Below are 23,395 nucleotides of genomic sequence, written 5' to 3'. Positions count from 1 at the left end.
CACGCGGGGCGGGCGGATCCGCGCGGTGCGCGTCCGAGGCGGGCGGGTATGCGGGGTACGCCTCTGCGGCGTGCCCGTCCGCGCGGTGCCCGTCCGTGCCGTGCGCGTCCGTGCCGTGCGCGTCCCGGCCGTGCGCGTCCCGGCCGTGCGGGCCCGTGTCGTGCGGGCCCGTGTCGTGCGGGCCCGTGCCGGGGAGGGCGCCGGTCCCGGCGGGCGCCCCCGTGTCGGCGGGCGCGGACGCCCCGTCCGGCGCGAACGCCCCGGCGGGGGCCGCCGTCCCGGCGGGCGGTACCGCCCCGGCGGGCAGGCCCGCACCGCCCGTCCGCGCGAGAGCTCCCGTCCCCGCGGCGAAGGGTCCCGTCCCGGCGAGGGTTCGCGCCCCGGCCAGGGGGGCTCCCGGCCCGGTGGGCGGTCCTCCGTCCGTGCCCGTCCGGGCGTCGGGCGGGCCCGTCCCGGCGCCGTCCCGAGCGGGAGCGGTGGCCTCGATGGCACAGGCTGTCATGGCTCGTCACCTCCGGCCACCGACGCTAGTTTTCGCCATCGACCGAAACGGCACGAGTCACCGCGCTTCACACGTAAGGATGGCCGCCGCCCCGTTCGGCTGTGCGGGGAGCGGGAGGTGTGCTCGTCCGGAGGCGGGGCGGCGGCGTGGGCGGACCGCCCGCGCCGGGCACCGGGCGGCGACCGGTGGAGCCCGTGTGCCGGGCACGGCCCCCGCGCGGTGCCGGGGCACCGGGACGGAAGGGCGGGACGGAGGAGCGGGACGAAGAGCGGGACGGAGGATTGGGACCAAGGGCGGGACGGAAGGGGCGGGGCGGTCTTCCGGGTAGCCTTGTGCCCGTGCCACGCCTCACCGAAGTCCTCGCCGAGCTCGACGCCCTCTGGCCCCCCGAGCGGGCCGAGCAGTGGGACGCCGTCGGCACCGTCTGCGGCGACCCCGACGCCGAGATCGACCGCGTCCTCTTCGCCGTCGACCCGGTCCAGGAGATCGCCGAGGAGGCCATCCGCCTCGGCGCCCAGCTCGTCGTCACGCACCACCCCCTCTACCTGCGCGGTACGACGTCCGTCGCGGCCTCCCACTTCAAGGGCCGTGTCGTGCACACCCTCATCAAGCACGACATCGCCCTGCACGTCGCGCACACCAACGCCGACACCGCCGACCCCGGCGTCTCCGACGCCCTCGCGGGCGCCCTCGGCCTGCGCGTGATCGGCCCCCTGGTACCGGAGAACGGCCTGGGCCGGATCTGCGAGCTGGACCCGCCGGAGACCCTCGCCGCCTTCGCCACCCGCGCCGCCGAGCGGCTGCCGGCCACCGCGCAGGGCGTCCGCGTCGCCGGCGACCCCGACGCGACGGTCCGCCGGGTCGCCGTCAGCGGCGGCTCCGGCGACAGCCTGTTCGACGCCGTGCGCGCGGCGGGCGTCGACGCGTTCCTCACCGCCGACCTGCGCCACCACCCGGCCTCCGAGGCCGTCCAGTACTCCCCGCTCGGCCTCGTCGACGCGGCCCACTGGGCCACCGAGTGGCCCTGGTGCGAACTGGCCGCCGCCCAGCTCGACGAGATCTCCGACCGCCGCGGCTGGAACCTGCGGGTGCACGTCTCGAAGACGGTCACCGACCCGTGGGCCGCCCACCACACCTCCTCTTCCGCTCACCACACCTCTCCTGGAGCCCCCAACTGAACGCCGCGCCCGCCGACCAGATCCGACTCCTCGACGTCCAGGCCCTCGACACGCGCCTGGCGCAGCTCGCCCACAAGCGCCGGAGCCTGCCCGAGCACGCCGAGATCGAGTCCCTGACCAAGGACCTCAGCCAGCTCCGGGACCTGCTCGTCGCCGCGCAGACGGAGGAGAGCGACTGCGCCCGCGAGCAGAAGAAGGCGGAGCAGGACGTCGACCAGGTCCGCCAGCGCGCGGTCCGCGACCAGCAGCGCCTCGACTCGGGCGCCGTCAGCTCCCCGAAGGACCTGGAGAACCTCCAGCGGGAGATCGTCTCCCTGTCGAAGCGCCAGGGGGACCTGGAGGACGTCGTCCTGGAGGTCATGGAGCGCCGCGAGTCCGCGCAGGAGCGGGTGGAGGAGCTGACCGAGCGCGTCGCCTCCGTGCAGGCGAAGGTGGACGACGCGACGGCCCGCCGCGACCGCGCGCAGGGCGAGCTGGACGACGAGGCCGCCGCCGTCACCAAGGAGCGCGAGCTGGTGGCCGGTTCGGTGCCGGACGACCTGATGAAGCTGTACGAGAAGATCCGCGGCCAGCAGAGCGGCGTCGGCGCGGCCCGGCTGTACCAGCGGCGCTGCGAGGGCTGCCACATCGAGCTGAACATCACCGAGGTGAACGACGTCCGGGCCGCCGCGGCCGACGCCGTGCTGCGGTGCGAGAACTGCCGCCGCATCCTGGTCCGCACGGCGGAGTCCGGCCTGTAATGAGCAGCGGTGCGACGTCCCTGCCGCGTGAGCTGGTCGTCGAGGCCGACGGCGGTTCGCGGGGCAATCCGGGCCCGGCCGGGTACGGCGCGGTGGTGCTGGACCCGGTGTCCGGCGAGGCCCTGGTGGAGACGGCCGAGTACATCGGCGTGGCCACCAACAACGTCGCCGAGTACAAGGGCCTCGTCGCCGGGCTGCGCGCCGCCCGCGAACTGGCGCCCGACGCGTCGGTGCGGGTCCGGATGGACTCCAAGCTGGTCGTGGAGCAGATGTCCGGGCGCTGGAAGATCAAGCACCCGGACATGAAGCCGCTCGCCGCGGAGGCCGCCCGCGTCTTCCCGGCGGGGCGCGTGACGTACGAGTGGATCCCGCGCGAGCGCAACAAGCACGCGGACCGGCTCGCCAACGAGGCGATGGACGCGGGCCGGGAGGGCCGCCGGTGGCAGCCGTCCACGTCCCGCGCCGCCCTCGACGCGGGCGCGGCCCGGGTGGTCGGGGACGCGACGGCGGGCGCGGCGAAGGCCCGCGCGGCCCTCGCCCACGCGGCGCGGTCCCACGCGGCGCAGGCGGCGCCGGACGCGGCGCCGGCCTTCGGGGCCGCAGCCCCCGCCGGTGCCGCCCCGGCCACGGCCGCCCCCGCACCGGCACCCGCGTCCGCACCGGCACCCGCGTCCGCACCGGCCCCCGCGTCCGCACCGGCCCCCGCGTCCGCGCCGGCCCCCGCGTCCGCGCCGGCCCCCGCCCCCGCACCGGCCCCCGCACCCGCACCCGCTCCGGCGCCCGAACCCGCCTTCTCCGCCGCCGCCGAGCCCTCCGACGTCGTGGCCCCGGCCGCGTCCGCCACGCCCTCCGTGGGGTGGGGCGCCCCGGACCTGGGGGCACCCGCCACCTTCGTGCTGCTGCGGCACGGGGAGACCGCGCTCACGCCGCAGAAGCGGTTCTCCGGCAGCGGGGGCACCGACCCCGAGCTGTCGCCCGCCGGGCTCCGCCAGGCCGAGGCCGTCGCGGCGGCGCTCGCCGCGCGCGGCACCGTGCAGGAGATCGTCTCCTCGCCGCTGCTGCGCTGCCGCCAGACCGCGCTCACCATCGCCGAGCGCCTGGGCCTCGACGTACGGATCGAGGACGGGCTGCGCGAGACGGACTTCGGCGCGTGGGAGGGCCTGACCTTCGCCGAGGTGCGGGAGCGCTACCCGGACGACCTGGACGCCTGGCTGGCGTCGCCGAAGGCCGCGCCTCCGGGCGGCGAGTCCTTCGCGGCCGTGTCCCGCCGGGTCGCCGCCACCCGCGACCGGCTGACGGAGCGCCACGCGGGGCGCACGGTGCTGCTGGTGACGCATGTGACGCCGATCAAGACGCTGGTACGGCTGGCGCTGGGCGCCCCGCCGGAGGCGCTGTTCCGGATGGAGCTGTCCGCCGCGTCCCTGTCGGCGGTGGCGTACTACCGGGACGGCAACGCCTCGGTACGGCTCCTCAACGACACCTCGCACCTGCGCTGACCGGCCGGCGGGGCGCCCCCGCCAGCGACGCGGCCGCCCGCGCCAGGGACTCGACCCGCGCCCAGTCCCGGTCCGCCAGTACGGCGGGCGGCGCCACCCACGTACCGCCCACGCAGCCCACGTTGGGCAGCCCCAGGTAGCCGGGTGCCGACTCGGCGGTGACCCCGCCGGTCGGGCAGAACCGGGCCTCCGGCAGCGGACCGGCCAGCGCCGCCAGGTACGCAGGGCCCCCCGCCGCCCCGGCCGGGAAGAACTTCATCTCGCGAACGCCCCGCTCCAGCAGGGCCACCGCCTCGGACGCCGTCGAGACACCCGGCAGGCAGGGCACCCCGGAATCGTCCATGGCGTCCAGCAGCCGCCGCGTCGAACCGGGGCTCACCAGGAACCGCGCGCCCGCCGCCACCGCGTCCGCCACGCCCCGCTCCGACACCACCGTCCCCGCGCCGACGAGGCAGTCGGGCACCTCGGCGGCGACGGCCCGGATCGCGTCGAGCGCGGCCGGGGTCCGCAGCGTCACCTCCAGCACCGGCAGTCCGCCCGCCACCAGCGCCCGCGCCAGCGGCACGGCGTCGGCGGCGTCCTCCAGGACCACCACGGGCAGGACGGGCACGGCCGCCGAGGACAGCGCGGCCAGCAGCGGTTGCGACAGCGGTACCGGCGTCATGCCCGGCATCCTGCCCGGCGCCGCCACACACCGCAACGACCGTTGCGCAGCATGCAACAGTCTGGCGGCGGCGCCCCTCAGCACGCCCCGATCCACGTCGGGGCGCGGCCCTCAGTGGACCTCGTCCACCAGGACGTCCAGCGACCACGCCTTCCCGGCACGGGCCGGCGCCTCGCACTCCACCGCGTACCCGAGGTCCCGCAGCGCCTCCACCAGTTCGGCGGGGGTGCCGGGCGCCGCCCCGGTCTCCAGCAGGGCCCGCACGACGCGGCCCTTCGTCGCCTTGTTGAAGTGGCTGACCACCTTCCGGGTCGGCGCGTGCAGCACCCGTACCGTCGCCGTACGCCCGGCCACGTCGCCCTTCGGCCTCCACGCCGCCGCGTACGCCGCCGACCGCAGGTCCAGGACGAGCCCGTCGCCGGCCGCACCGGGCATGACGTCCGCCATGGGCCCGCGCCAGTACGCGCCGAGCGCCCCGAGCCCCGGCAGCCGCACCCCCATCGAGCAGCGGTACGACGGGATGCGGTCGTCGATCCGCACCGCGCCCCACAGCCCGGAGAACACCAGCAGCGACGTCCGGGCCCGCTCGCGGGCGGCCGCGCTCAGCGTGGCCAGGTCCAGCGCGTCGTAGAGGACGCCGGTGTACACCTCCCCGGCGGGGCGGGCCCCGGCGGTCGGCAGGGCGGCGTTCTTGGCGACCTCGCCGCGCAGGCCCTCGCTGAGCCCGAGCACCTCGCGCGCCTTCTCCTCGTCGGCGGCGCACAGCTCCACCAGCTCCGCGAGGACCGCGGCCCGCGCCGGGGCCAGGCCGGGCAGCGACAGCGCGTCCGGGTCGAGCGGCGCGCCGCTCCCCGAGGCGGCCTTGCCCTCCGAGGGCGGCAACAGCACGAGCACGGTGGTTCTCCTCACGTACGTCCACGAGCGGGGCCGGGCCCCGACCAGCCAGCGTACAAACCACGCGCACCCCGCCCGCCCCCGCCGCACGCCCGCAGGCCCCGCCCCGCCCCCGGCGCACGCCCCACCGCCTTGCCCGCCGCGCACCCCGCCCCGCCTCACCGCCTCCCCCCGTAGCGCACCCCGCCCCGCCTCACCGCCTCCCCCCCCCGCAGCGCACCCGCCCCACCCCTCCTCCCGCAGCGCACCCGCCCCACTCCCTCCCCTCCCCTCTCCCCGCAGCGCGCCCCGCCCCGGAGTGCCGCGCGGCCGTCCCCGGCCTACGCTCGGCGTATGCCCCGCAGACAGCTCCACGTGTCCCGTGCCGCCGGAGACCCCCTGCGGACCGCCCTGCGCGCGCTGCGGAACGCGCCCGGCATCCCCGGGGACTTCCCGCCCGACGTGCTCGCCGAGGCGGAGGCCGCCGCCAAGGCGCCGCGGCTGCCCGGACGGGACGACACCGACCTGCCGCTGTTCACGATCGACCCGCCCGGCTCCACCGACCTGGACCAGGCCATGCACCTGGCGCGCCGCGCCGACGGCGGGTACCGGGTGCACTACGCCATCGCCGACGTCGCCGCCTTCGTCACCCCGTCCGGCGCCGTCGACGCGGAGGCGCACCGCCGGGTGCTGACCCTGTACTTCCCCGACGGCCGCGTCCCGCTGCACCCGCCCGTCCTGTCGGAGGGCGCCGCGAGCCTGCTGCCCGGCCGGCCGGTCCCCGCCCTGCTGTGGCGGATCGACCTCGACGCGTACGGGCGCCGCGTCGCCGCCGAGGTGCGCCGCTCCCTGGTCCGCAGCCGCGCCCGCCTCGACTACGCCACCGCGCAGCGCCTGATCGACGAGGGCACCGCGGAGGAGCCGCTCGCCCTGCTCCGCGACATCGGGCGCCTCCGCGAGGAGCTGGAGGTCGAGCGGGGCGGCGTCTCCCTCAACCTGCCGCAGCAGGAGATCGTCGAGGCGGAGGGCTCGTACCGGCTGGTCTACCGCGCCCCGCGTCCCGCGGACGCCTGGAACGCGCAGATCTCCCTCCTCGCGGGTACGGCCGCCGCCGACCTGATGACGGCCGCCGGCACCGGCATCCTCCGCACCCTGCCCACCGCACCCGACGGCGCCGTGGCCCGGCTGCGGCGCTCCGCGCTGGCCCTCGGCGTCGACTGGCCGCCCCACGTCTCGTACGCGGCGCTGATCAGGAGCCTGGACCCGCGCCTGCCCCGGCACGCGGCGTTCCTCCAGGACTGCACGACGCTGCTGCGGGGCGCCGGGTACACGGTGTTCACCGACGGGCGGCTCCCCGAGCACGCCGTGCACGCGGCGGTCGCCGACGAGTACGCGCACTGCACGGCGCCGCTGCGCCGCCTCGCCGACCGGTACGCGGGGGAGCTGTGCGTCGCCGCGGTGGAGGGCCGGGAAGCGCCCGAGTGGGTGCGGGCCGCGCTGGCCGCGCTGCCGGGGGAGATGGCGGACGGGGCCCGGCGGGCGGGCGGGGTGGAGCGGGAGAGCGTGGACGTCGTCGAGGCGGCGCTGCTGATGAACCGGGTGGGCGAGGTGTTCACCGGGACGGTGGTGGACGTGCGGGAGGACGACCCGGCGACGGGCACCGTGCACCTGGAGGACCCCGCCGTGGTGGCCCGGCTGGAGAGCCCGGGGCCGCCGCTGCCGCTGGGGGAGCGGCTGGACGTACGGCTCAGGCGGGCGTATCCGGGGCGGGACAAGGCGCTGTTCGCGCCCGCGTGAGCGCCCGCGTGAGCGCGGCGTGCAGGGCGCGCGGGTCGTCGGCGTGGAACCGTACGACCCGCACCGCGCGCCGCCCGCCGAGCAGGCCCACGGCCTCGACGGGCTCGGCCAGTTCCAGGGTGAGGGAGGTCTGCGCGGCGACGGTCAGGTCCAGTACGCCGTCGGCCCGCTCGTGGGCGTGGAGCGGTTCGCGGCGTACGGCGGTGATGGCACCGAGCGGTACGGCGAGGTCCGTGTGGCAGCCCTGCCGCAGCCGCAGCACCCGCCCGTCCAGCAGGTGCGGCCGGGTGACGGAGGCGGCGTGCAGGCCCAGCACGAACAGCACGGCGTACACGTCGAGCACCAGCGTCACCTCGTGGACCACCGGCACGTTCCGCAGCAGCCAGTACACCCCGGCGGTCTCCACGACGCAGACGAACGCGAAGGCGTACATGAGCGCGGCCTGGTCGCGGGCGTACCCGAACGCCTCGGCGCCCCCACCCGTCCCGTGCGGCCGGCGCAGCACCCACCGCACGAGGCTCGCGAGCAGGCCGGCCTCGTGCCGGACGAGCCGTACGACCGGCTCGGGCACCACCTCGTACAGCGCGTCGCCCGGCGGGAGGCCGGCCCGGCGGGCCCGCCGGTAGACGAGGACGCCGAGCAGCACGGCGCCGGCCAGGCACAGCTCCACCGCGTACAGGAGCGGCGCGGGCACCGGCACCCCGGCGGCCAGGCACACGACCAGCACGACCTCGGCGGGCAGCGCGGCGTACCCGAGTACCGTCCGCAGCCGCTTCACGAGGCGCCGCCCGCGCCTGCGCCGCCCGCATCCGCGCCGCCCGTGGGGCCGCACCCGGGGCCCGCGCCCCCCGCATCCGAGCCGCCCGCAGGGCCCGTGCCTTCGCCCTCCGTGCCGGGTGCCGTGCCGACGCCCCCCTCCGCGTGCTCCCCGTCCCCAACCGTCGCCGCCGTGCCCGCACGGTCGGCGGCGAGGCGCAGCGCCCGCCGGACCACCTCGGCCTGCGCGGGCGAGAACTCCGCCAGGAAGGCGCCCGCGAAGGCGTCGCCGCCCCACGCCTCGACCACGTCCGCACCCGCGTCCCCGCCCGCGTCCCGTACCGCCGCCGCGACCTCGTCGGGCAGCAGGCCCGCCAGCAGCTCGGCCGCCGCGGCCACCCCGGGGTCGTCCTCGTCGGCGTCCGCCAGCTCGTCGAGCCGCGCGTACAGGTCGTAGGCCCGCTCCATCCCCTCAGGGGAGGCCACCGCGCCCCTCATCGCGGCCACCATGCGGGTCCCCTCCTCCCCGGCGTGGACGCCGTCCATCAGCGTCAGCAGCTCGCGGTCGAGCACCGCCGTCCTGGGCTCGGGCCCCGCCCGCCCGCCACGGGCGCGCGCCATGTCCGCGAAGAGCGCGGCCAGCTCCGGCGACAGGGGCCCCTCGGCGGGCAGCCGGCCCTCCCGCGCCTGCTCCAGCAGCACCGCCAGGCGCTCCCGCCGCACCCGCACCTCGGCCTCCTGCCGGGCCAGGTCGGTGTCCAGTTCCTCCAGCACCTCGGCGAGGTCCCGCCCGGCGTCGTCGGCCAGCACGTCCCGCACCTCGTCCAGGGACAGCCCCAGCTCGGTCAGCCGCCGGACCCGCACCAGCAGCACGGCGTCCCGCAGCCCGTAGGCCCGGTAGCCGTTGCCGAGCCGGGGCGGCTCGGGCAGCAGCCCGACATGGTGGTAGTGCCGTACGGCCCGCGTGGTGACCCCGGCGAGCCGGGCGACCTCTCCGATCCTCATGCGACCAGGAGAAACCCTGACGTTGCGGCAAGGTCAAGCGCTCCGGCGGGGCGGGTACCATGGTCGGCACGGCAGACGAGCCGGGCGGGCGGCCGCGTGGGGACCCTTCGAGGGCCCTCCCGAGGAACGTCCGGGCTCCACAGGGCAGGGTGGTGGCTAACGGCCACCCGGGGTGACCCGCGGGACAGTGCCACAGAAAACAGACCGCCGGGGGCCTCGGCCCGCGGTAAGGGTGAAACGGTGGTGTAAGAGACCACCAGTGCCCAGGGTGACCTGGGCAGCTAGGTAAACCCCACCCGGAGCAAGGTCAAAAGGAGACACCCCGGTGTCTCTGCGCGGACGTTCGAGGGCTGCCCGCCCGAGTCCGCGGGTAGACCGCACGAGGCCGGCGGCAACGCCGGTCCTAGATGGATGGCCGTCACCCCGACGACCGCGAGGTCCCGGGGCACAGAACCCGGCGTACAGCCCGACTCGTCTGCCCCTCCCAGGCTTCGCCCCCCACCGCCCATGGTGCAGGGCTCCCTCCGGGCCTCAGCCCCACCCCTCGGATGCGACCAGCGGGAATCGGCGGAGGCCGCCGGACGGGCCGTCTCGCACCAGCCGTCAGGTGAGCGGAAGACACGCCCAGACGGTCTTCCCGGAGGGCGGGTCCGGCTCCCACCCCCACCGGGTGGCGAGGGCCGCGACGAGAAGCAGGCCGCGGCCGGATTCGGCGGTGGGTTCGGGGGTGGTCGCAAGGGAAGGCGGCACCCGGTCGCCCCGTGCGTCGGTGACCTCGACACGGAGCGTGCCGGAGTCGGACGCCTCGTTGATGAGCGTGAGCCGGAAACCGCGGCCCCGTGCGCGCCCGTGGGTCACCGCGTTCGCCGCCAGCTCGGCGGCGACCACAGCGGCGTACTCGCTCGCCGCGCAGGCCGGCGGCCAACCCCACGCGTCGAGCTGCTGCACGGTCAGTAGGCGGGCGAGCCGGGCGCCGCGCGGGGTGGCGCTGAGGAGCCGGCTGAATCGAAGGGAGGAGATCTGCGTCTTCATGTCACTGAGCGTGGTGGGCCCGCTCTACTCTGACCAGGACATCCTTCGGTACGGAGGGTGCTGGTACCGGTACGGAAGGTGCCGTGTGCGGGGTGTCGGCCGTGACCTGAGAAGGGGGCAGTGGTGTCCGAGGCAGCGGTGGAGCCGCAGGGGGTCCACGACGAGGGGGAGCTGAGCGGCGACCTGATGCGGGCGGTGGGCAAACAGGTCAAACTGCTCCGGGAACGGGCCGGGCTCACCCAGCGGGAGCTGGGGGACCGGCTCGGGTACAGCGAGGACCTCGTCTCCTCGCTGGAGCGGGGGAGGCGGACACCGCAGCGGGAGTTCCTGGAGGCGGCCGATGACGCGCTGGACGCGGGCGGGCTGCTGCGCGCCACGATCGAGGACGTGGAGAGGGCCAAGGCGAAGGCGCGGGTCCGGCATCCGGCGTGGTTCCGGGACTATGCGCGGTTGGAGCGGGAGGCGGTGGAGATCAACTTCTACAACTGCCATGACATCCCCGGGCTGTTCCAGACCGAGCGGCGGATCCGAGCCCTGTACGAGATGCGCAAGCCGTTGCTGGACGAGGAGACGGTGGAGCAGCGGGTCGTGTCCCGCCTGGCGCGGCAGGACATCCTCACTCAGTGGCCGCCTCCGATGATCACCGCTGTGGTCGAGGAAGTGGTCCTGCAACGTCCGCTGGGTGAGCGGGACGTTCACAGGGAGCAACTGGAGCAGCTGCTCCGGCTGGCCCGGCTGCGCAACGTGGAACTCCAGGTGATGCCGACCGGGCGTACCCAGCACGCGGGGATGGGCGGCTCCTTCATCCTGCTGACCCCCAAGGGGAAGCCCCAACTGGGCTATGTCGAGGCACAGAGCTCCAGCCGACTGGTCACGGACGCCGAGGAAGCTCGCATCATGGCCGCACGGTACGGCAGCATCCGGGCGCAGGCGCTTACGATGCAGGAGTCCCTTGCCTTGATCGAGAAGATGGTGGCAGAGCTATGAGTAGTGCGGAATCCGCTCCTCTCGCCTGGTTCAAGAGCAGCTACAGCGGCAACGAGGGCGGCGAATGCCTCGAAGTCGCCGTCACGCCCCGTGCCATCCACATCCGCGACTCCAAGGCGCCGTCCCGCGCCCAACTGATCGTCACCGCTGCGGAGTGGGCCGCGTTCGTCCGCTTCGCCGGGGAACGCTGACCCACTCCGCTCGGGTCGCACCCGATCAGGTCTTCGTGTTGGTCGGGTGCGGGCCCAGGTAGCCGACGTACACCAGCCCGGTGTTGGGGCCGTCGTCGTAGAAGTACAGCCGCGGGGAGACCGTGTTGCCGCCGCCGATGCGGAGGTGGGCTTCCATGAACAGCTTTCGGCTCGGGTCGACGGCCTCGGGCACCGGGAAGGTGCGTTCGCGGCGCCAGTCGTCCCGGTTGCCGACGGTCTTGGACTCCTTCATCTTCACCTTGCCTGCCGGGAACGGGTACTCGCAGTCGTCCGGCAGGTGGGCGCACCAGTAGCGGAAGTCGCCCCCCGCCGTGCCGGCGGCCGAGGCGGCGGCGTAGGTGTCGAGGGCGCACAGGGCGTCCCAGGCGACCTCGACCCAGTTGCCGATGGACTGGGCGTCGAGATCTCTGGTCTTCCGCTTGTCGCCGGTGAAGCGGAGGTGGGAGAACTCGCCCATGCGGTCCAGGATCTTCGCGAAGGTGGTGGGCGCGTCGGCGGGCGCGGCGGTCAGGGCGTGGGTGTTCCGGCCGGCCTTCCCCAGCTGTATCTGAAGGGCGCGGACCTGGCGCTCGGCGTGCTTGAGCCTGGCGTACAGATCCTGGTTCTCGGCCGCCTGGTCGAACTCCAGCTCCTCCGCGATCTGGAGCTGCTGGCGCAGGTCGCGCAGGAGGTCCGCGTTGGCGTTCTCGCGCTGTTCGGCCTCGGCGAGCATGTTGCCGAGGGTGCGGTTCTCCGCACGGAGGTCGGTGAGGCCGGAGTCGTGCCCCGCAGGGCGGGGGCGCGTGCGCTGGACGGGGAGGGTGTCCAGCGGAGCGGGCAGCGAGAGGCGGAGAGCCTGTCGTTGGGGGAGGGAGGCGAGGATCGCCGCTGCCCTTCGCGGACTCGTCTCGATCTTGGTCCGGGACATCACGGGGTGGCGTTGGGCATCGGGCTGCCAGGCCGGGTCGACACCGGGGAGGTAGGTGCGGATGCCGCCACCGAAGACGGGGTGGTAGTCCAGCTTGGTGTTGAAGAGGGTCTGTGCCTCCGGCGTCAGTACGTACATGACGGCGAGACCGGGAAGGTTGCGGAAGGCCGGTACGACCACCTCGTCGGTCCAGGTGTCGGCCTTCTTCCCGTAGGGGACGCTCGCCACGATGAGCGGAAGCCGGCGGTCCTGGTCGCAGAGTTCCTCGATGACCTCCTCGACGTCGTCCGGTTCGATGAACCGGGGATCCGAGGTGACATCGGCGAGCCCGTCCCGGGCGCGCAGGGAGTCGAGCAGCAACCTGGCTATGCCCGGTGTGTTGGCCCGCGTGGGCCTGAGCTGCGCGTCGGACGGATGGTGCTCGATGTCGACCTGGAGCCAGGTGCGCTGGGAGTCCTTGCCGTTGTCCGAGCGGACCACGAGGGTGGACTGCCAGGTGCCCTGGTTGTCGGGCCGGTTCTCGCGCAGGCGCCAGCGGGAGTACGAGCCGTGCCGGCCCGCCGACGCGTCGTGGTCGAGGGTCACCCCCTCGCCTATCTCGTTGCGGCCCTCGTCCAGGGCGGAGGTGTCGTACCGCTTCATCGTGCCTAGCCAGTAGTGCAGTTGGCGGTCGGCTTCGGCGGAGGTGGTCACGAAGTCCTGCGCGGTCGAGACGGCCATGCGGTAGTTGCGTGGTTCCATATGCGGCTGCCTGTGCGGTGAGGTGGGCGGGCGGAGGTTGCGCCGAGTACGGCGCGCCGTCCGAGGAGGGGCGCGCTGGTGGGGGGGGGTGCTCAGGCGGGGCGGTCAGGGTCACGCCGAGTGGCGGTGGTCCTGGTCGGGAGGTGGGGCTGAGGTCCGTGGGGCAGGAGGTGCCGGTGCCGCTGGGTCTCGGCCAGGCGGTCGTGGAAGTCCAGGAACAGGTCCTTGGCGCGGTTGGTGTCGTGGGCGGCGTCCTCCTTGCGTGTGGCGACGGGGAGAGTCTCCGGGAAGTAGTCAACGCCGTGGCGCTCAACGCCGTAAAGGTGGTGGAGGGCGGCATCCGACTCCGCACGGAACGGCGGGCGTCGCTCGTCGTCCCAGGGGGCACGTCGAACTCCGGGTCCCTACCGGGGTGTCGGCGCGAGCCCGACCACTCGACCACCTCCCGCGAGGGCCGATTCCGAACCATAACTGATCATGGTTCGCGTACGCTGTCACACGTCGTACGCAACCCGTTGTCCACTCCGGGGTCGGCCTCAACTCAAGGCGTGGCCAGGTGACATGGGCAGCGGGCGTTGTCGTGGAGCCCATCGTGAAGAAAGCCGCATGTCGGATGTCCGTCCGGGCTCAGTGCGGATTACCAGCCTGCTGGCAGCAGCCACCGTGGTCGCTGCGAGCCTGGCCTCGGCCGATTCCGCCCTGGCCCTCGAGGGGCCCGAAGCGCTGCCCGGTCAGCACGCCTCCGTCGTGAAGCGGAACATCGGGGAAGAGCCGAACACCCGCGCCTGCACCGGCACGCTCGTGGACGAGTGGTGGGTCGCCACCGCAGCCAGTTGCTTCGCCCCCCACGGCGGGCCAGCAGGTGCCCGCGGGGAAGCCCGCTCTGCGGACCATCGTCACCCTGGCCGGCGGTGAGACGCGCGACGTCACCGAACTCGCCCCTCGCGCCGAGCGCGACCTGGTCCTGGCCCGTCTCATGCTGCCGGCCAGGGGCGCGGCCACCGCCAGGGTCGCGACCGCGACCCCGGCGGCCGGTACGAGCCTCAGCGCGGTCGGCTACGGCCGGACGAAGACCGAGTGGGTGCCGGACAAGGCCCACACCGGCACGTTCACCCTCGACTCCGCGGACGCGACCACGCTGGCCGTCACCGGTACGGGTACCGACGCCATCTGCAAGGGAGACGCCGGCGGTCCCCTCCTGAATGCCGCGGGTGAGATCGTCGGGGTCAACAGCCGGTCCTGGCAGGGGGGTTGCCTGGGCACCGACCCGGCCGAAACCCGCACGAGCGCCGTGGCCGCCCGCACCGACGGCCTCGCCCAGTGGATCACCGAGACCACCAAGCCGCGGCGTTCCGCCGCCGTGAACGAGGTGGGCGGCAGCGATCAGATCCGGTGGGCCGACTGGGACGGTGACCGCGGGCCCGACTACGTCAGCATCGCCGCGAACGGCAACGTCAGCGTGTGGCTCAACCGCGGCCCCAATGCCTTTGTGGCCGTCGGCAAGGTCGCCAGCGGCACCACTCTGGACCGCTCGCGCGTGCGGTTAGCCGACTACGACGGCGACGGCAAGACCGACTACTGGGTGATCAACTCCAACGGCTCGTTCAACGTCCACGTCAACACGGGCGGAGACGGACGCGGTGGCTGGAGCACGGTCGGACAAGTCGCCTCGGGAGTCACCACGGAGCACGGCCGCGTCCACTTCGCCGACTTCACCGGCGATGTCCACGCCGACCTCCTGCTCCGGGGTAGTGGCACCAGCACCGCCTACAGCGCCTGGATCGGCAACGGCATGGTCAACGGCTGGAGCGGCATCGGCCAGATAGCCAGCGGCGTGTGAGCCGCGGTGGTACTCAGGCGCCAGGGCCGCGTCCGTCCGTGACTGACCCCGACATCCCGGTCGACACCCGGGCGCCGAGTACTGCTCCTCGGCTCTCCTGACGTCGTCGTGCCGTCAGGTTCGAGCCGGCCTGCGCTGTGGGGCGTGGAGATCCGGCGGACGCGGGGTGGGAACGGATGCCGTTCCCACCCCGTGGTGGTACACGTGGTGGTCGGCCGGTCGGCCGGCCGGAGCGGGAGCCGCGGGACCGGGTCCGTCGAGCCGCCCGGGGAACGGCCGTGACCGGAGGCCCGGCGGCGACGCCGGGCCCGCCGCCGGTGGACGAGGCGGTGGGCGAGGCGGTGGGCGGTCGCGGCGAGCGCCGGCGGAAGGCGGAGGGCGGCGAGCAGGGACCGCCGTACTCGGACCCGCCACCGAGCGCGGGCCCGGAGAAGGTCCTCCCGCTCGCGGCCGGCCGTCAGGAACTCCTCCTCCAACGCGCTCAGCAGCCGCCCTCCGCCCGGGCCGGCGGCCAGGGCGGACGCGGCTTCCAGGCGGCTGCCCCGATACAGGGCGGACGGGTCGCGGCCCTCACGTCGCCATACCGCGGCGGCCCGGGAGAGCTCCTGGAGCAGCAGCAGGGCGGCCCGGTCGGTGTCGAGCCACGCGCGGAGCCGGGGCCAGGCGTGCGGCAGGGCCTCGTGCGAGATCTCGACCGTGTCACCGCCGACGGTGACGAGCCGTGCCCGAACGAGCGCCTCCCATGCGACGGCGGCTCCGGCCGTGCCGGCGAGCTGTTCCGTCAGTGCCGCCCGGCCGACCCGGCGACGGGTCGTACGGACGCCTTCGGCGACATGGACCAGCCTGGTCAGGAGGAGCCGGGCGGCCTTCTGCTCGGCCGGGCGCAGCCCCGCGAAGACGTTCTCCGCGGTCCGGGCGACGGCTTCCCGGACGCCGCCGGTCCGCTCGTATGCCCGGACGGTCAGAGCCGGTCCCTCGCGCCGCCGCCAGGTGGCGAGCAGGGCGTGTGAGACGAACGGCAGGGCGAAGCCGGGTGCCTCCCCGGCCCCGGGCGCCGAACCCGCCCAGGCCTGCGGGTTCGGACCCGTCCCGGTGTGGTGCGCGGCCGCGGGGTCCTCGGGCAGGGGCGTGTCGCCCGGCCCGGCGTCCCGTAGCAGCAGGGGCACGAGGCCGGGTTCGAGGGTGAGCCCGGCCAGCTCGGCCGGACGTGTGATCGCCTCCGTCAGTTCCGCCACCGACATCGGCGGCGGGACGAAGACGCCTCCCGCGAGGGCCTCGGCAAGGTCCGGAAACCTCAGGCAGTCGTCGGTGAAGTCGGCGCGGATGCCGAGCACCACCACGGCGGGTTCGGGAGCGTCGTGTGCGGGCGGGGTCCCGGCCAGGGTGAGGAGCACCCGGACGAAGGCGCGTCGTTGCTCCTCCTCGGAGCAGAGGGTGAACAGTTCCTCGAACTGGTCGACGATCAGGACCGGACGGGCCGGCGGGGGCGTCCCGCCCGTGGGGGAGCCGGATGCGACGTCCCGCGGGTCGCCCACGCCGTGGAGAAGCACGGCGGGATCCTCCCGCAGCGCTTCGGTGGTGACGCCGGGGTCCCAGCCGACGGTCTTGGCGGTGCGCTCCAGCAGCTCGTCGAGGGGGCGGGAAGTGGGGGTGAGGGTGACGACCGGCCAGCGGTCGGCGCCGGGCATCGGCAGTTCACCGCGTTTGAGGGCGGGTACGAGCCCCGCGTTGAGCAGGGATGTCTTGCCCGTGCCCGAGGGGGCGACCAGCGCGAGCGGGCCGCGGCCGATCCGTTCGAAGGTCCGCTCGACCAGGGCGGCCGTGACCCGGTCGCGGCCGAAGAACCACTGCGAGTCCTCCGGGGTGAACGCCTGGAAGCCCCGGTAGGGGCAGACGTCGTTCCGATCGCGGGGCGCGGTGGCGGCAGCGTGCCGGCCGGGGGCGGGCGACGGCCCGGTGGGCGGGGCCATCCGCCTCAGGAGTCCGCCCCTGGCGCGCAGCACCTCGTCGCAGAGCCGGGCGACGTCGGCGGTCGGCCGCTTCGCCCCCGTCTCGATCTTGCTGAGGTAGCCCTTGCTGTAGTGGGTGCGCCGAGCGAGGTCGGCGAGAGACAGGCCGCGTTCCCGTCTCAGTCGTCGCAGGTGCGCGGGAAAGGTCTCCGCGCCGTGCGCGTCCTGGTCGTCGCTGCTGCGGTGGTCTGCTGCGTGTCCGTGTTGCGGGTTCGTCAAGGCATCCCCCTGGCAAAGCGGCCGTGGAGCAGGCGGCGCTCAGGCTAGTACCGGGGGGCCCGGGGCGGGCAAGGGTTTCGCCGGTGTGGCGAGAGGGAGGGGGAGAGGCGGCGGGAGGAGAGGCGCCACCCGAGCGCCCGGAACCGCACGGTGCGGTTCCGGGCGCTCGGGTGGCGCGGGCCGGGCCGGGTCAGGTCAGGTCAGGTCAGCAGCGTGCTGCAGTCCGTCGAGTTGACCCACTTGTGCGAGGAGATCCTGTCGTTGGCGCCGACACCGTTGCTGAGGCGGTTGTCGGTGAGGTTGTCGGCGTAGAGCTCACCGGGCAGGAGGCAGCCGTGACCACCGCCGTGGTTGACGTGCTCGTAGAACTTGACGACGGCGAGGCTGCCGGTGTACCCGCGGTTCATGACGGACGTGGCCTTGTCCTGCGCGCTGGTCCCCCACCACGAGCTGTTGCCCGGGGTGGAGATCAGAAGGGTGCCCTGGCAGTCGTAGTGCTCCCAGGCGTACATGTTGCCGTTGCGCGGCCCCCACTTGCTGTCGCAGATCGCACCGGTGGTGGACTCGCCGGCGGCCTGGGCGGTGGTGGCGGGGACGGCGACGCCCAGGGCACTGAGCCCGAGGACGGCCACCGCGGCGGCGAACTTGCGCATGATGGATCCCTTCGTGGTGATGATGGTGTGTCGTCTTGTCGTGGCGCTTCTTGGTGCTCTTGGTGCAGATGGTGCAGATGGTGCCTGCCTGGTGGTGCGGGTGGTGCGGGTGGTGCGTGACGGGCGCGGGGCCGAGGGCCCGGTCCGTCGACGGCGGGGCGGATAGCGCCGGACCGCGAGAGGGGTCAGTCCCGCTCGGGAACGATGCGCACCGCCCTGCCGTAGGCCCGGTGACCGAGGCGCAGGTGGGTGTCGAGGTCCTTGCCGAACCGGTCACGCAGGCGGTCTCGGTGGTACGTCTCCCGGGCCGTGGTGACGGCGCGCAGGGAGGTGTGGCGGGCGCAGGTCGCGTCCGCGGCGGCGGTTCTCCGCTCGGTGGCGAACGCCTCGCCGGAGCCGTCCGCGCCCGGCTGGAGGCCGCGGGCCCGGGTGGCGTCGCGGGCCGCCTGCGGATCCTTGTAGGGGTACCCTGCCGCGTGCATGCAGCGGGACCAGGCACGTAGGGCCGCGGTCAGCTCCGGGTCCCGCAGGAGCCGGTCGCGGTAGAGGCCGCCGATCCCCATGGCGATCTTGCTGGTGCGGAACCACTCGGCCGGATCGCCGTACAGGGTGCGCTCGGCCTCCTCCGTGCAGCCGCCGAGGCGCTTGCGGATCTCTCCGCCGGCGGGCAGCGGTGCGGTGAGCACCCGGGCGTCGCCGCCGCCGTCGAGGGCGAGGTCGAAGGCGGTCCGCCGTGGTGCGGGCAGGCCCTGGCGGTAGGTGCCGATCGGGTTGGCCTCCCGGGCGCGCTGGGCCTTCGCGTCGATCCGGCTGCCGTAGCCGTGCGTGCGGGCCCACGCCACGTCGTCCTGGACGTAGGTCACAGGACGGCTCTCGTCCAGGGACAGGGCGCGCTCCTCGTGGAACTCGAAGCCCTGACGGTTCATGCACTGCTTCGTGAGGCGCTGCAGGGCGTCGGTGATGCGCAGTTCCTGCCGCCAGGTCAGGGGCTTTCGACCGTCGGACGCGGACGCGGACGCGGAGGGAGAGGCGGCCGCCGTGGCGGCGGCCGGGCCGGGCCGGTCCGCTCCGGTGCCGCCGCCGGGGGCGCAGCCGGCCGCGACGGCCGCCGCCATCAGGACCGTGCACCAGGACGTCAGTCCCCGTCTCATGTGTTCCCCGCCCCCTGTGAGCCACGTGAGTCCCCCTCGGCCGGAAGCGCCCTCACTGGACGGCACCGGCGCCGTGCCCCGAGAGGCCGGCGGTCCCAGCGTCGCCGAGGTGTGCCATGCCGGGCAGGGGTTTCCCGTCGCCCTCGGGGCCCCGGAGCGGGAAACCCGGGCGTGACCTCGCGTGACGGGACGCGGTGGGCGACAGCGGAGGAGTGGCCCCACCGGCCGGGGGTGCGGGCCGCCGGCGCCGTTCGGGGGCGGGCGGCGCGTTCAGGGGGACGCGGGCGACCGCTCGGTGGTGTTTCCGGGCGCGGACGTGCCGGGTTCCCCCGGCGGCTCGGAGGGGCGGGCGCCCGGCGGGCGGGAGCGGATGTGGACGCGGTTCAGGTGATGGGCGAAGACGGCCGGGGCGTCGGGGGTGAGAGTGCGCAGGGCGACCATCGCGGTGACGATGACGTCGCACAGCTCCGCCTGGACGTCGGTCCAGGTGTGGCTGCGGCCCTTGCGGGGGTTGTGCCCGTGCGCGCCGATCACCGCCTCGGCGACCTCGCCGACCTCCTCCGAGAGCTTCAGGACCCGCAGCAGGGCGGTGTGTTCGGGAGGGCCGGGGGCGTGGCCGTCGAGCCAGGTGCGGAGTTCCTCGACCGTCTTCCAGGTGCTGTCCATGCCGGAAGGCTCCCCGGCCGGGCGCCGCCGCACGCGGGCCCGGCCGTCGCACGTGGGCCGGGCCGAGGGCGCGGGCCCGGCCGCCGGCGCGGGCTCAGCGCATCCGGGCGCCGGTGCCCGAGACCCGGACGCGCGGGTCGCCGGTGCGGAGCTCGACCGTCAGCTCCGCCGGGCGGCCCAGGTCCTCGCCCTGGTGGAGGGTGAGCACCGACGCCTCCGGGACCAGCCGCAGGGCGCGGGCGTACGCGCCGAACGCCGCCGCCGCCGCGCCCGTCGCCGGGTCCTCCACCACCCCGCCCACCGGGAACGGGTCCCGCACGTGGAACACCGTGTCCGACGCCCGCCACACCAGCTGCACGGTCGTCAGGTCCAGGCGGAGCATCAGCGCCTTCAGCCGCTCGAAGTCGTACGAGAGGTCCGCCAGCCGCTCCCGTGACCCCGCCGCCAGCACCAGGTGCCGGGCGCCCGCGAAGGCGATGCGCGGGGGCAGGGCCGGGTCCAGGTCCTCCGCCGGCCAGTCCAGCGCCTCCAGCGCCTCCGCCACGTCCTCGTCGGCGGCCTCGGCGACGTACGGCTCCACGCTGGTCAGCGTCGCGCGCGGCGCCCCGTCCCGTACGGTCACCGAGACGGGGACCTCGCCGGCGCGGGTCGCGAACACCAGGTCGCCCGGACCGATCCGCTCGCCCAGCGCCACGGCCGCCGCGATCGTGGCGTGCCCGCAGAACGGCACCTCCGCCAGCGGGCTGAAGTACCGCACGGTGTACGCCCGCCCCGCCTCGCCGAGGCCCTCCGGCGGCGCCGTCAGGAAGACGCTCTCGCTGTAGCCGACCTCCGCCGCGATCGCCAGCATGTCCGCGGGCTCCAGGCCCGAGGCGTCGAGGACGACGCCCGCCGGGTTGCCGCCTCCCGGATCGGCGGAGAACGCGGTGTAGTGCAGGATCTCGGGGGTGGCCTCGGGGGCGTCGTTCGTCATGGTTCCCACAACTCCGTTGGGCCGGGCGCTTGTTCCCGTGTGCCTCATCGGTCATCTGTTCCTGTGGGGGAGGTGGTGGAGGTGGGGGCGAAGGGTGCGGTGGCGGGGCAGGGCCGGGGGTGTCCGGCACGCGGACCTCACGTGCCCGCCATGTGGATGTGGTGTGTCGGACAAGCCCGCCCGGTGTACTGAGGGCATGACGTCCGACACCTCCGAACTCCGCGCAGCGGCCCGCCACTTCGGCAGACGGGGCCTCATCGGCACGGGCGCCGCCGCCGCGCTCGCCTTCGCCGTCGGCCTCCCGGCCGCGGGCGCCGCCCACGCCGCCGAGCTCGACGAACGCCGCGTCGCCGACGACCCGTTCACCCTCGGCGTGGCCTCCGGCGACCCGCACCCCACGTCCGTCCTGCTGTGGACGCGCCTCGCGCCCCGCCCGTACGAGCCCGGCGGCGGACTGCCCGCGCAGCGCGTCCCCGTGCACTGGGAGATCGCCCACGACGAGCGGTTCCGCCGCGTCGTGCGGCGCGGCCGCACCACCGCCCACCCCGAGTTCGACCACACCGTGCACGTCGAGGTCGGCCACCTCCAGCCCGGCCGCGTCTACCACTACCGCTTCCGCACCGGCACCTGGACCAGCCCCGCCGGCCGCACCCGCACCGCCCCCCACCCGGGCGCCCGCCCGGCCGCGCTGCGCATCGCCGCCGTCTCCTGCCAGGCGTACCACGACGGCTACTTCACCGCCTACCGCCACCTCGCCGACGAGCCGGACCTCGCCGCCGTCGTCCACCTCGGCGACTACCTGTACGAGTACGCCGTCAACGCCACCGGCGGCGCCCGCGCCTACACCGACCGCCGCCTGCCCGCCCACTTCAACCGCGAGACGGTCACGCTGGAGGACTACCGCCTCCGGTACGCGCTCTACAAGACCGACCCGGACCTGCGGGCCGCCCACGCCGCGCACCCCTTCGTCGTCACCTGGGACGACCACGAGACGGAGAACAACTACGCCGGCGGCACCCCGGAGAACGACGTGCCGCCCGAGGAGTTCCTGCTGCGGCGCGCCGCCGCGTACCGCGCGTACTGGGAGAACCAGCCGCTGCGGCTGCCCCAGCGGCCCACCGGCCCCGACATGCGGGTGTACCGGAGGCTGCGGTTCGGGCGGCTCGCCCAGTTCGACGTGCTCGACACCCGCCAGTACCGCTCCGACCAGGCGTACGGCGACGGCTGGCGCGTCCCCGGCCCGGACTCGCAGGACCCGTCGCGCACCATGCTCGGCGCCGAGCAGGAGCGGTGGCTCCTCGACGGCTGGCGCGCCTCGGACGCCCTGTGGAACGTCGTCCCGCAGCAGGTCGTCCTCGCCCGGCGGCGCAACGTCCCCCGCCCGGACTTCAAGGTCTCCATGGACGCCTGGGACGGCTACCCCGCCGCCCGCGCCCGCCTCCTCGACGGGGCCCAGGCGGCCGGGGTGGACAACCTCGTCGTGCTCACCGGCGACGTCCACGTCGGATACGCCCTCGACCTGAAGGCCGACTTCGACGACCCCGGCTCGCGGACCGTCGGCACCGAACTGGTCGCCACCTCCATCAGCAGCGGCAAGGACGGCGCCGACCGGCCCGCCAACTGGGGCGATCTGACCGCCGCCAACCCGCACCTGCGGTACTACAACGGGCGGCGCGGCTATCTGCGCGTCACCTTCGACGAGCGGCAGGCCCGCGCCGACTACCGCACGGTGGGCGCGGTCACCACGCCGGGCGCGCCCGTCGCGACGGCCGCCTCCTTCGTCACGGAGGCCGGCGCCCCGGGGCTGCGGCCCGCGTAGCGGCGGGGGTGGGTGGGCCGGTGGTGGGCGGTGGGGTGGCCGATGGGCCGATGGGCCGGTGGCCGATGGGGCGGTGGGGTGGCCGGTGGGCGGCTCGCCGTCCCGCGACGGCCGCCCGGCGGTGCCCGGGTGCCCGGCGCCACGCCCACCCGCCACCGGCCCGCCACCCACCACGGCCGGGTCCGCTACTCGCCCGGGTAGCGGACGCCGACCAGTTCCCGGACCGCGTCCAGCGTCCGCATCACGGCCAGCGTGCCGTCCAGCGGCACCAGCGGCGACTCGCTCTCGCCCGCCCGCAGGCAGCGCATCACCTCGGCCGCCTGGTATTGGTAGCTGTCCCGGCGCAGCTCGACCCGGACCTCCTCCGGCTCCCGCCCGTCCCGGAACAGGGTGAAGCCCTCCGGGAAGAAGAAGCCGCGCGGGAACTCGATCCGCCCCGCCGTCCCGGTCACCGACGCGGTCAGCGGGGTGTCCGCCACGACCGAGCAGGACAGCAGCCCCGCCGCCCCCGAATCCCAGCCGAGCAGCACCCCCGTGTTGAGGTCGACGCCCTCCGGCGACAGCAGCGCGTTCGCCGCGACCCGGTCCGGTTCGCCGAGCAGGAGCTGGGCGAAGGCGACCGGGTAGACCCCGAGGTCCAGCAGCGCCCCGCCGCCCGCCGCCGGGTCCCGCAGCCGGTGCCCCGGGTCGTCGGGGGCGACCAGCCCGAAGTCGGCGTGCACGGTGCGGATCTCGCCGATCGCCCCGTCCCGGACCAGCTCGACGAGCCGCCGCACGGCCGGGTTGCAGTACATCCACATGGCCTCCATCAGGAACGTCCCGCGCTCCCGCGCCAGGGCCACCAGCTCACCCGCCTCCCGCGCGTTGAGGGTGAACGGCTTCTCGCACAGCACCGCCCGCCCCGCCTCCAGGCACAGGCCCGCCGCCGCCCGGTGCGCGGCGTGCGGCGTCGCCACGTACACCACGTCGACCCCGTCGTCGGCGGCGAGCTCCGCCCACGACCCGTACGCGCGCGGTATCCCGAACCGCTCCGCGAACGCCCGCGCGGAGGCCGCCGTACGCGACGCCACGGCCACCACCTCGGCGTCGTCCGGCATGTCCAGCAGGTCCCGCGTGAACGACGCGGCGATGCCGCCCGTCGCCAGCACGCCCCAGCGCACCTTCCGCCCCACGGC

At 75.1% G+C, this 23,395-nt stretch carries 21 protein-coding genes and 1 other RNA gene; 10 read left to right on the top strand and 12 right to left on the bottom strand.

The window, feature by feature from the left end; all coding sequences use genetic code 11:
* Nucleotides 1-840 precede the first annotated feature (840 nt).
* Genes CP974_RS07925 through CP974_RS07915 form a run of 3 tightly spaced genes read left to right on the top strand, consistent with a single transcriptional unit; the run spans nt 841 to nt 3,916 of the window.
* Nucleotides 841-1,680 (top strand): Nif3-like dinuclear metal center hexameric protein, encoded by an 840-nt coding sequence (locus tag CP974_RS07925; protein WP_031134734.1) that lies wholly within the window; start codon nt 841-843, stop codon nt 1,678-1,680.
* A complete protein-coding gene (locus CP974_RS07920; RefSeq protein WP_031134736.1) occupies nt 1,677-2,420 on the top strand; it encodes a zinc ribbon domain-containing protein in 744 nt (247 codons plus the stop codon). The genes CP974_RS07925 and CP974_RS07920 overlap by 4 nt, the downstream gene beginning before the upstream one ends.
* Nucleotides 2,420-3,916 (top strand): bifunctional RNase H/acid phosphatase, encoded by a 1,497-nt coding sequence (locus tag CP974_RS07915; protein WP_085921321.1) that lies wholly within the window; start codon nt 2,420-2,422, stop codon nt 3,914-3,916. The genes CP974_RS07920 and CP974_RS07915 overlap by 1 nt, the downstream gene beginning before the upstream one ends.
* Here CP974_RS07915 and eda read toward each other — a convergent pair.
* The gene (gene eda / locus CP974_RS07910; protein ID WP_078915292.1) at nt 3,891-4,580 is read right to left on the bottom strand and encodes a bifunctional 4-hydroxy-2-oxoglutarate aldolase/2-dehydro-3-deoxy-phosphogluconate aldolase; all 690 of its coding nucleotides are present in this window, start codon (nt 4,578-4,580) and stop codon (nt 3,891-3,893) included. The two genes, CP974_RS07915 and eda, sit on opposite strands and share 26 nt — an antisense overlap.
* Before the next feature lie 111 nt (nt 4,581-4,691).
* Complete coding sequence (gene yaaA / locus CP974_RS07905; RefSeq protein ID WP_031128235.1) at nt 4,692-5,474, bottom strand: peroxide stress protein YaaA; 783 nt, start codon at nt 5,472-5,474, stop codon at nt 4,692-4,694.
* A gap of 333 nt (nt 5,475-5,807) precedes the next feature.
* Here yaaA and CP974_RS07900 point away from each other — a divergent pair, with 333 nt between their 5' ends.
* Nucleotides 5,808-7,250, top strand: coding sequence for an RNB domain-containing ribonuclease (locus CP974_RS07900; RefSeq protein ID WP_031130659.1), 1,443 nt, complete (start codon nt 5,808-5,810; stop codon nt 7,248-7,250).
* Here CP974_RS07900 and CP974_RS07895 read toward each other — a convergent pair.
* Both CP974_RS07895 and CP974_RS07890 read right to left on the bottom strand, forming a co-directional pair.
* Nucleotides 7,201-8,028, bottom strand: coding sequence for a hypothetical protein (locus tag CP974_RS07895; RefSeq protein ID WP_031130662.1), 828 nt, complete (start codon nt 8,026-8,028; stop codon nt 7,201-7,203). The two genes, CP974_RS07900 and CP974_RS07895, sit on opposite strands and share 50 nt — an antisense overlap.
* Nucleotides 8,025-9,011, bottom strand: a complete 987-nt coding sequence (locus CP974_RS07890) for a MerR family transcriptional regulator (protein ID WP_078915535.1) — start codon at nt 9,009-9,011, stop codon at nt 8,025-8,027. Before CP974_RS07890 ends, CP974_RS07895 begins: the two co-directional genes overlap by 4 nt.
* 76 nt (nt 9,012-9,087) lie before the next feature.
* Between CP974_RS07890 and rnpB the strand changes: the two genes are divergently transcribed.
* Nucleotides 9,088-9,489: RNase P RNA component class A (gene rnpB / locus CP974_RS07885), an RNA gene on the top strand.
* A 125-nt stretch (nt 9,490-9,614) separates the two neighbouring features.
* Here rnpB and CP974_RS07880 read toward each other — a convergent pair.
* A complete protein-coding gene (locus CP974_RS07880; RefSeq protein WP_031130666.1) occupies nt 9,615-10,043 on the bottom strand; it encodes an ATP-binding protein in 429 nt (142 codons plus the stop codon).
* Between the two features lie 186 nt (nt 10,044-10,229).
* On the opposite strand from CP974_RS07880, the gene CP974_RS07875 reads away from it, so the two are divergent.
* Nucleotides 10,230-11,030 carry a helix-turn-helix domain-containing protein gene (locus tag CP974_RS07875; RefSeq protein ID WP_078915536.1) on the top strand — a complete coding sequence of 267 codons (801 nt, stop codon included), beginning with the start codon at nt 10,230-10,232 and terminating at the stop codon, nt 11,028-11,030.
* On the top strand, nt 11,027-11,221 hold the full coding sequence (locus CP974_RS07870) for a DUF397 domain-containing protein (RefSeq protein WP_031130670.1): 195 nt from the start codon (nt 11,027-11,029) through the stop codon (nt 11,219-11,221). Before CP974_RS07875 ends, CP974_RS07870 begins: the two co-directional genes overlap by 4 nt.
* Before the next feature lie 25 nt (nt 11,222-11,246).
* On the opposite strand, the gene CP974_RS07865 is transcribed toward CP974_RS07870, so the two are convergent.
* Entirely contained in the window at nt 11,247-12,890 is a 1,644-nt protein-coding gene (locus tag CP974_RS07865; RefSeq protein WP_223844485.1) for a hypothetical protein, read from the bottom strand.
* 477 nt (nt 12,891-13,367) lie between these two features.
* On the opposite strand from CP974_RS07865, the gene CP974_RS30955 reads away from it, so the two are divergent.
* Together CP974_RS30955 and CP974_RS30675 are read left to right on the top strand one after the other, a co-directional pair.
* Nucleotides 13,368-13,805, top strand: a complete 438-nt coding sequence (locus tag CP974_RS30955; RefSeq protein WP_107067011.1) for a trypsin-like serine protease — start codon at nt 13,368-13,370, stop codon at nt 13,803-13,805.
* Entirely contained in the window at nt 13,753-14,730 is a 978-nt protein-coding gene (locus CP974_RS30675) for an FG-GAP-like repeat-containing protein (protein ID WP_051839299.1), read from the top strand. Before CP974_RS30955 ends, CP974_RS30675 begins: the two co-directional genes overlap by 53 nt.
* On the opposite strand, the gene CP974_RS07850 is transcribed toward CP974_RS30675, so the two are convergent.
* From CP974_RS07850 to CP974_RS07830, 5 genes are all read right to left on the bottom strand, one after another.
* Nucleotides 14,658-16,958: an nSTAND1 domain-containing NTPase gene (locus tag CP974_RS07850; protein WP_051839301.1), complete on the bottom strand. Its 2,301-nt coding sequence runs from the start codon at nt 16,956-16,958 to the stop codon at nt 14,658-14,660. The two genes, CP974_RS30675 and CP974_RS07850, sit on opposite strands and share 73 nt — an antisense overlap.
* A gap of 200 nt (nt 16,959-17,158) precedes the next feature.
* Nucleotides 17,159-17,611 carry a peptidase inhibitor family I36 protein gene (locus CP974_RS07845; RefSeq protein WP_031130675.1) on the bottom strand — a complete coding sequence of 151 codons (453 nt, stop codon included), beginning with the start codon at nt 17,609-17,611 and terminating at the stop codon, nt 17,159-17,161.
* Between the two features lie 185 nt (nt 17,612-17,796).
* Nucleotides 17,797-18,762: a hypothetical protein gene (locus CP974_RS07840; RefSeq protein WP_031130677.1), complete on the bottom strand. Its 966-nt coding sequence runs from the start codon at nt 18,760-18,762 to the stop codon at nt 17,797-17,799.
* Between the two features lie 270 nt (nt 18,763-19,032).
* Nucleotides 19,033-19,428 carry a MazG-like family protein gene (locus tag CP974_RS07835; protein WP_051839302.1) on the bottom strand — a complete coding sequence of 132 codons (396 nt, stop codon included), beginning with the start codon at nt 19,426-19,428 and terminating at the stop codon, nt 19,033-19,035.
* Nucleotides 19,429-19,522: 94 nt separating this feature from the next.
* Entirely contained in the window at nt 19,523-20,401 is an 879-nt protein-coding gene (locus tag CP974_RS07830) for a PhzF family phenazine biosynthesis protein (RefSeq protein ID WP_031130680.1), read from the bottom strand.
* A gap of 196 nt (nt 20,402-20,597) precedes the next feature.
* On the opposite strand from CP974_RS07830, the gene CP974_RS07825 reads away from it, so the two are divergent.
* Nucleotides 20,598-22,220: an alkaline phosphatase D family protein gene (locus CP974_RS07825; protein WP_031130682.1), complete on the top strand. Its 1,623-nt coding sequence runs from the start codon at nt 20,598-20,600 to the stop codon at nt 22,218-22,220.
* Between the two features lie 185 nt (nt 22,221-22,405).
* Here CP974_RS07825 and CP974_RS07820 read toward each other — a convergent pair whose 3' ends face one another.
* Entirely contained in the window at nt 22,406-23,392 is a 987-nt protein-coding gene (locus CP974_RS07820; protein WP_031130684.1) for a Gfo/Idh/MocA family protein, read from the bottom strand.
* Between the last annotated feature and the right edge of the window lie 3 nt (nt 23,393-23,395).

Source organism: Streptomyces fradiae ATCC 10745 = DSM 40063, assembly GCF_008704425.1.
GTDB classification, from domain to species: domain Bacteria; phylum Actinomycetota; class Actinomycetes; order Streptomycetales; family Streptomycetaceae; genus Streptomyces; species Streptomyces fradiae.
Note: the sequence above shows the minus strand (reverse complement) of the source record. Positions and strands in the feature narration are given on the sequence as shown.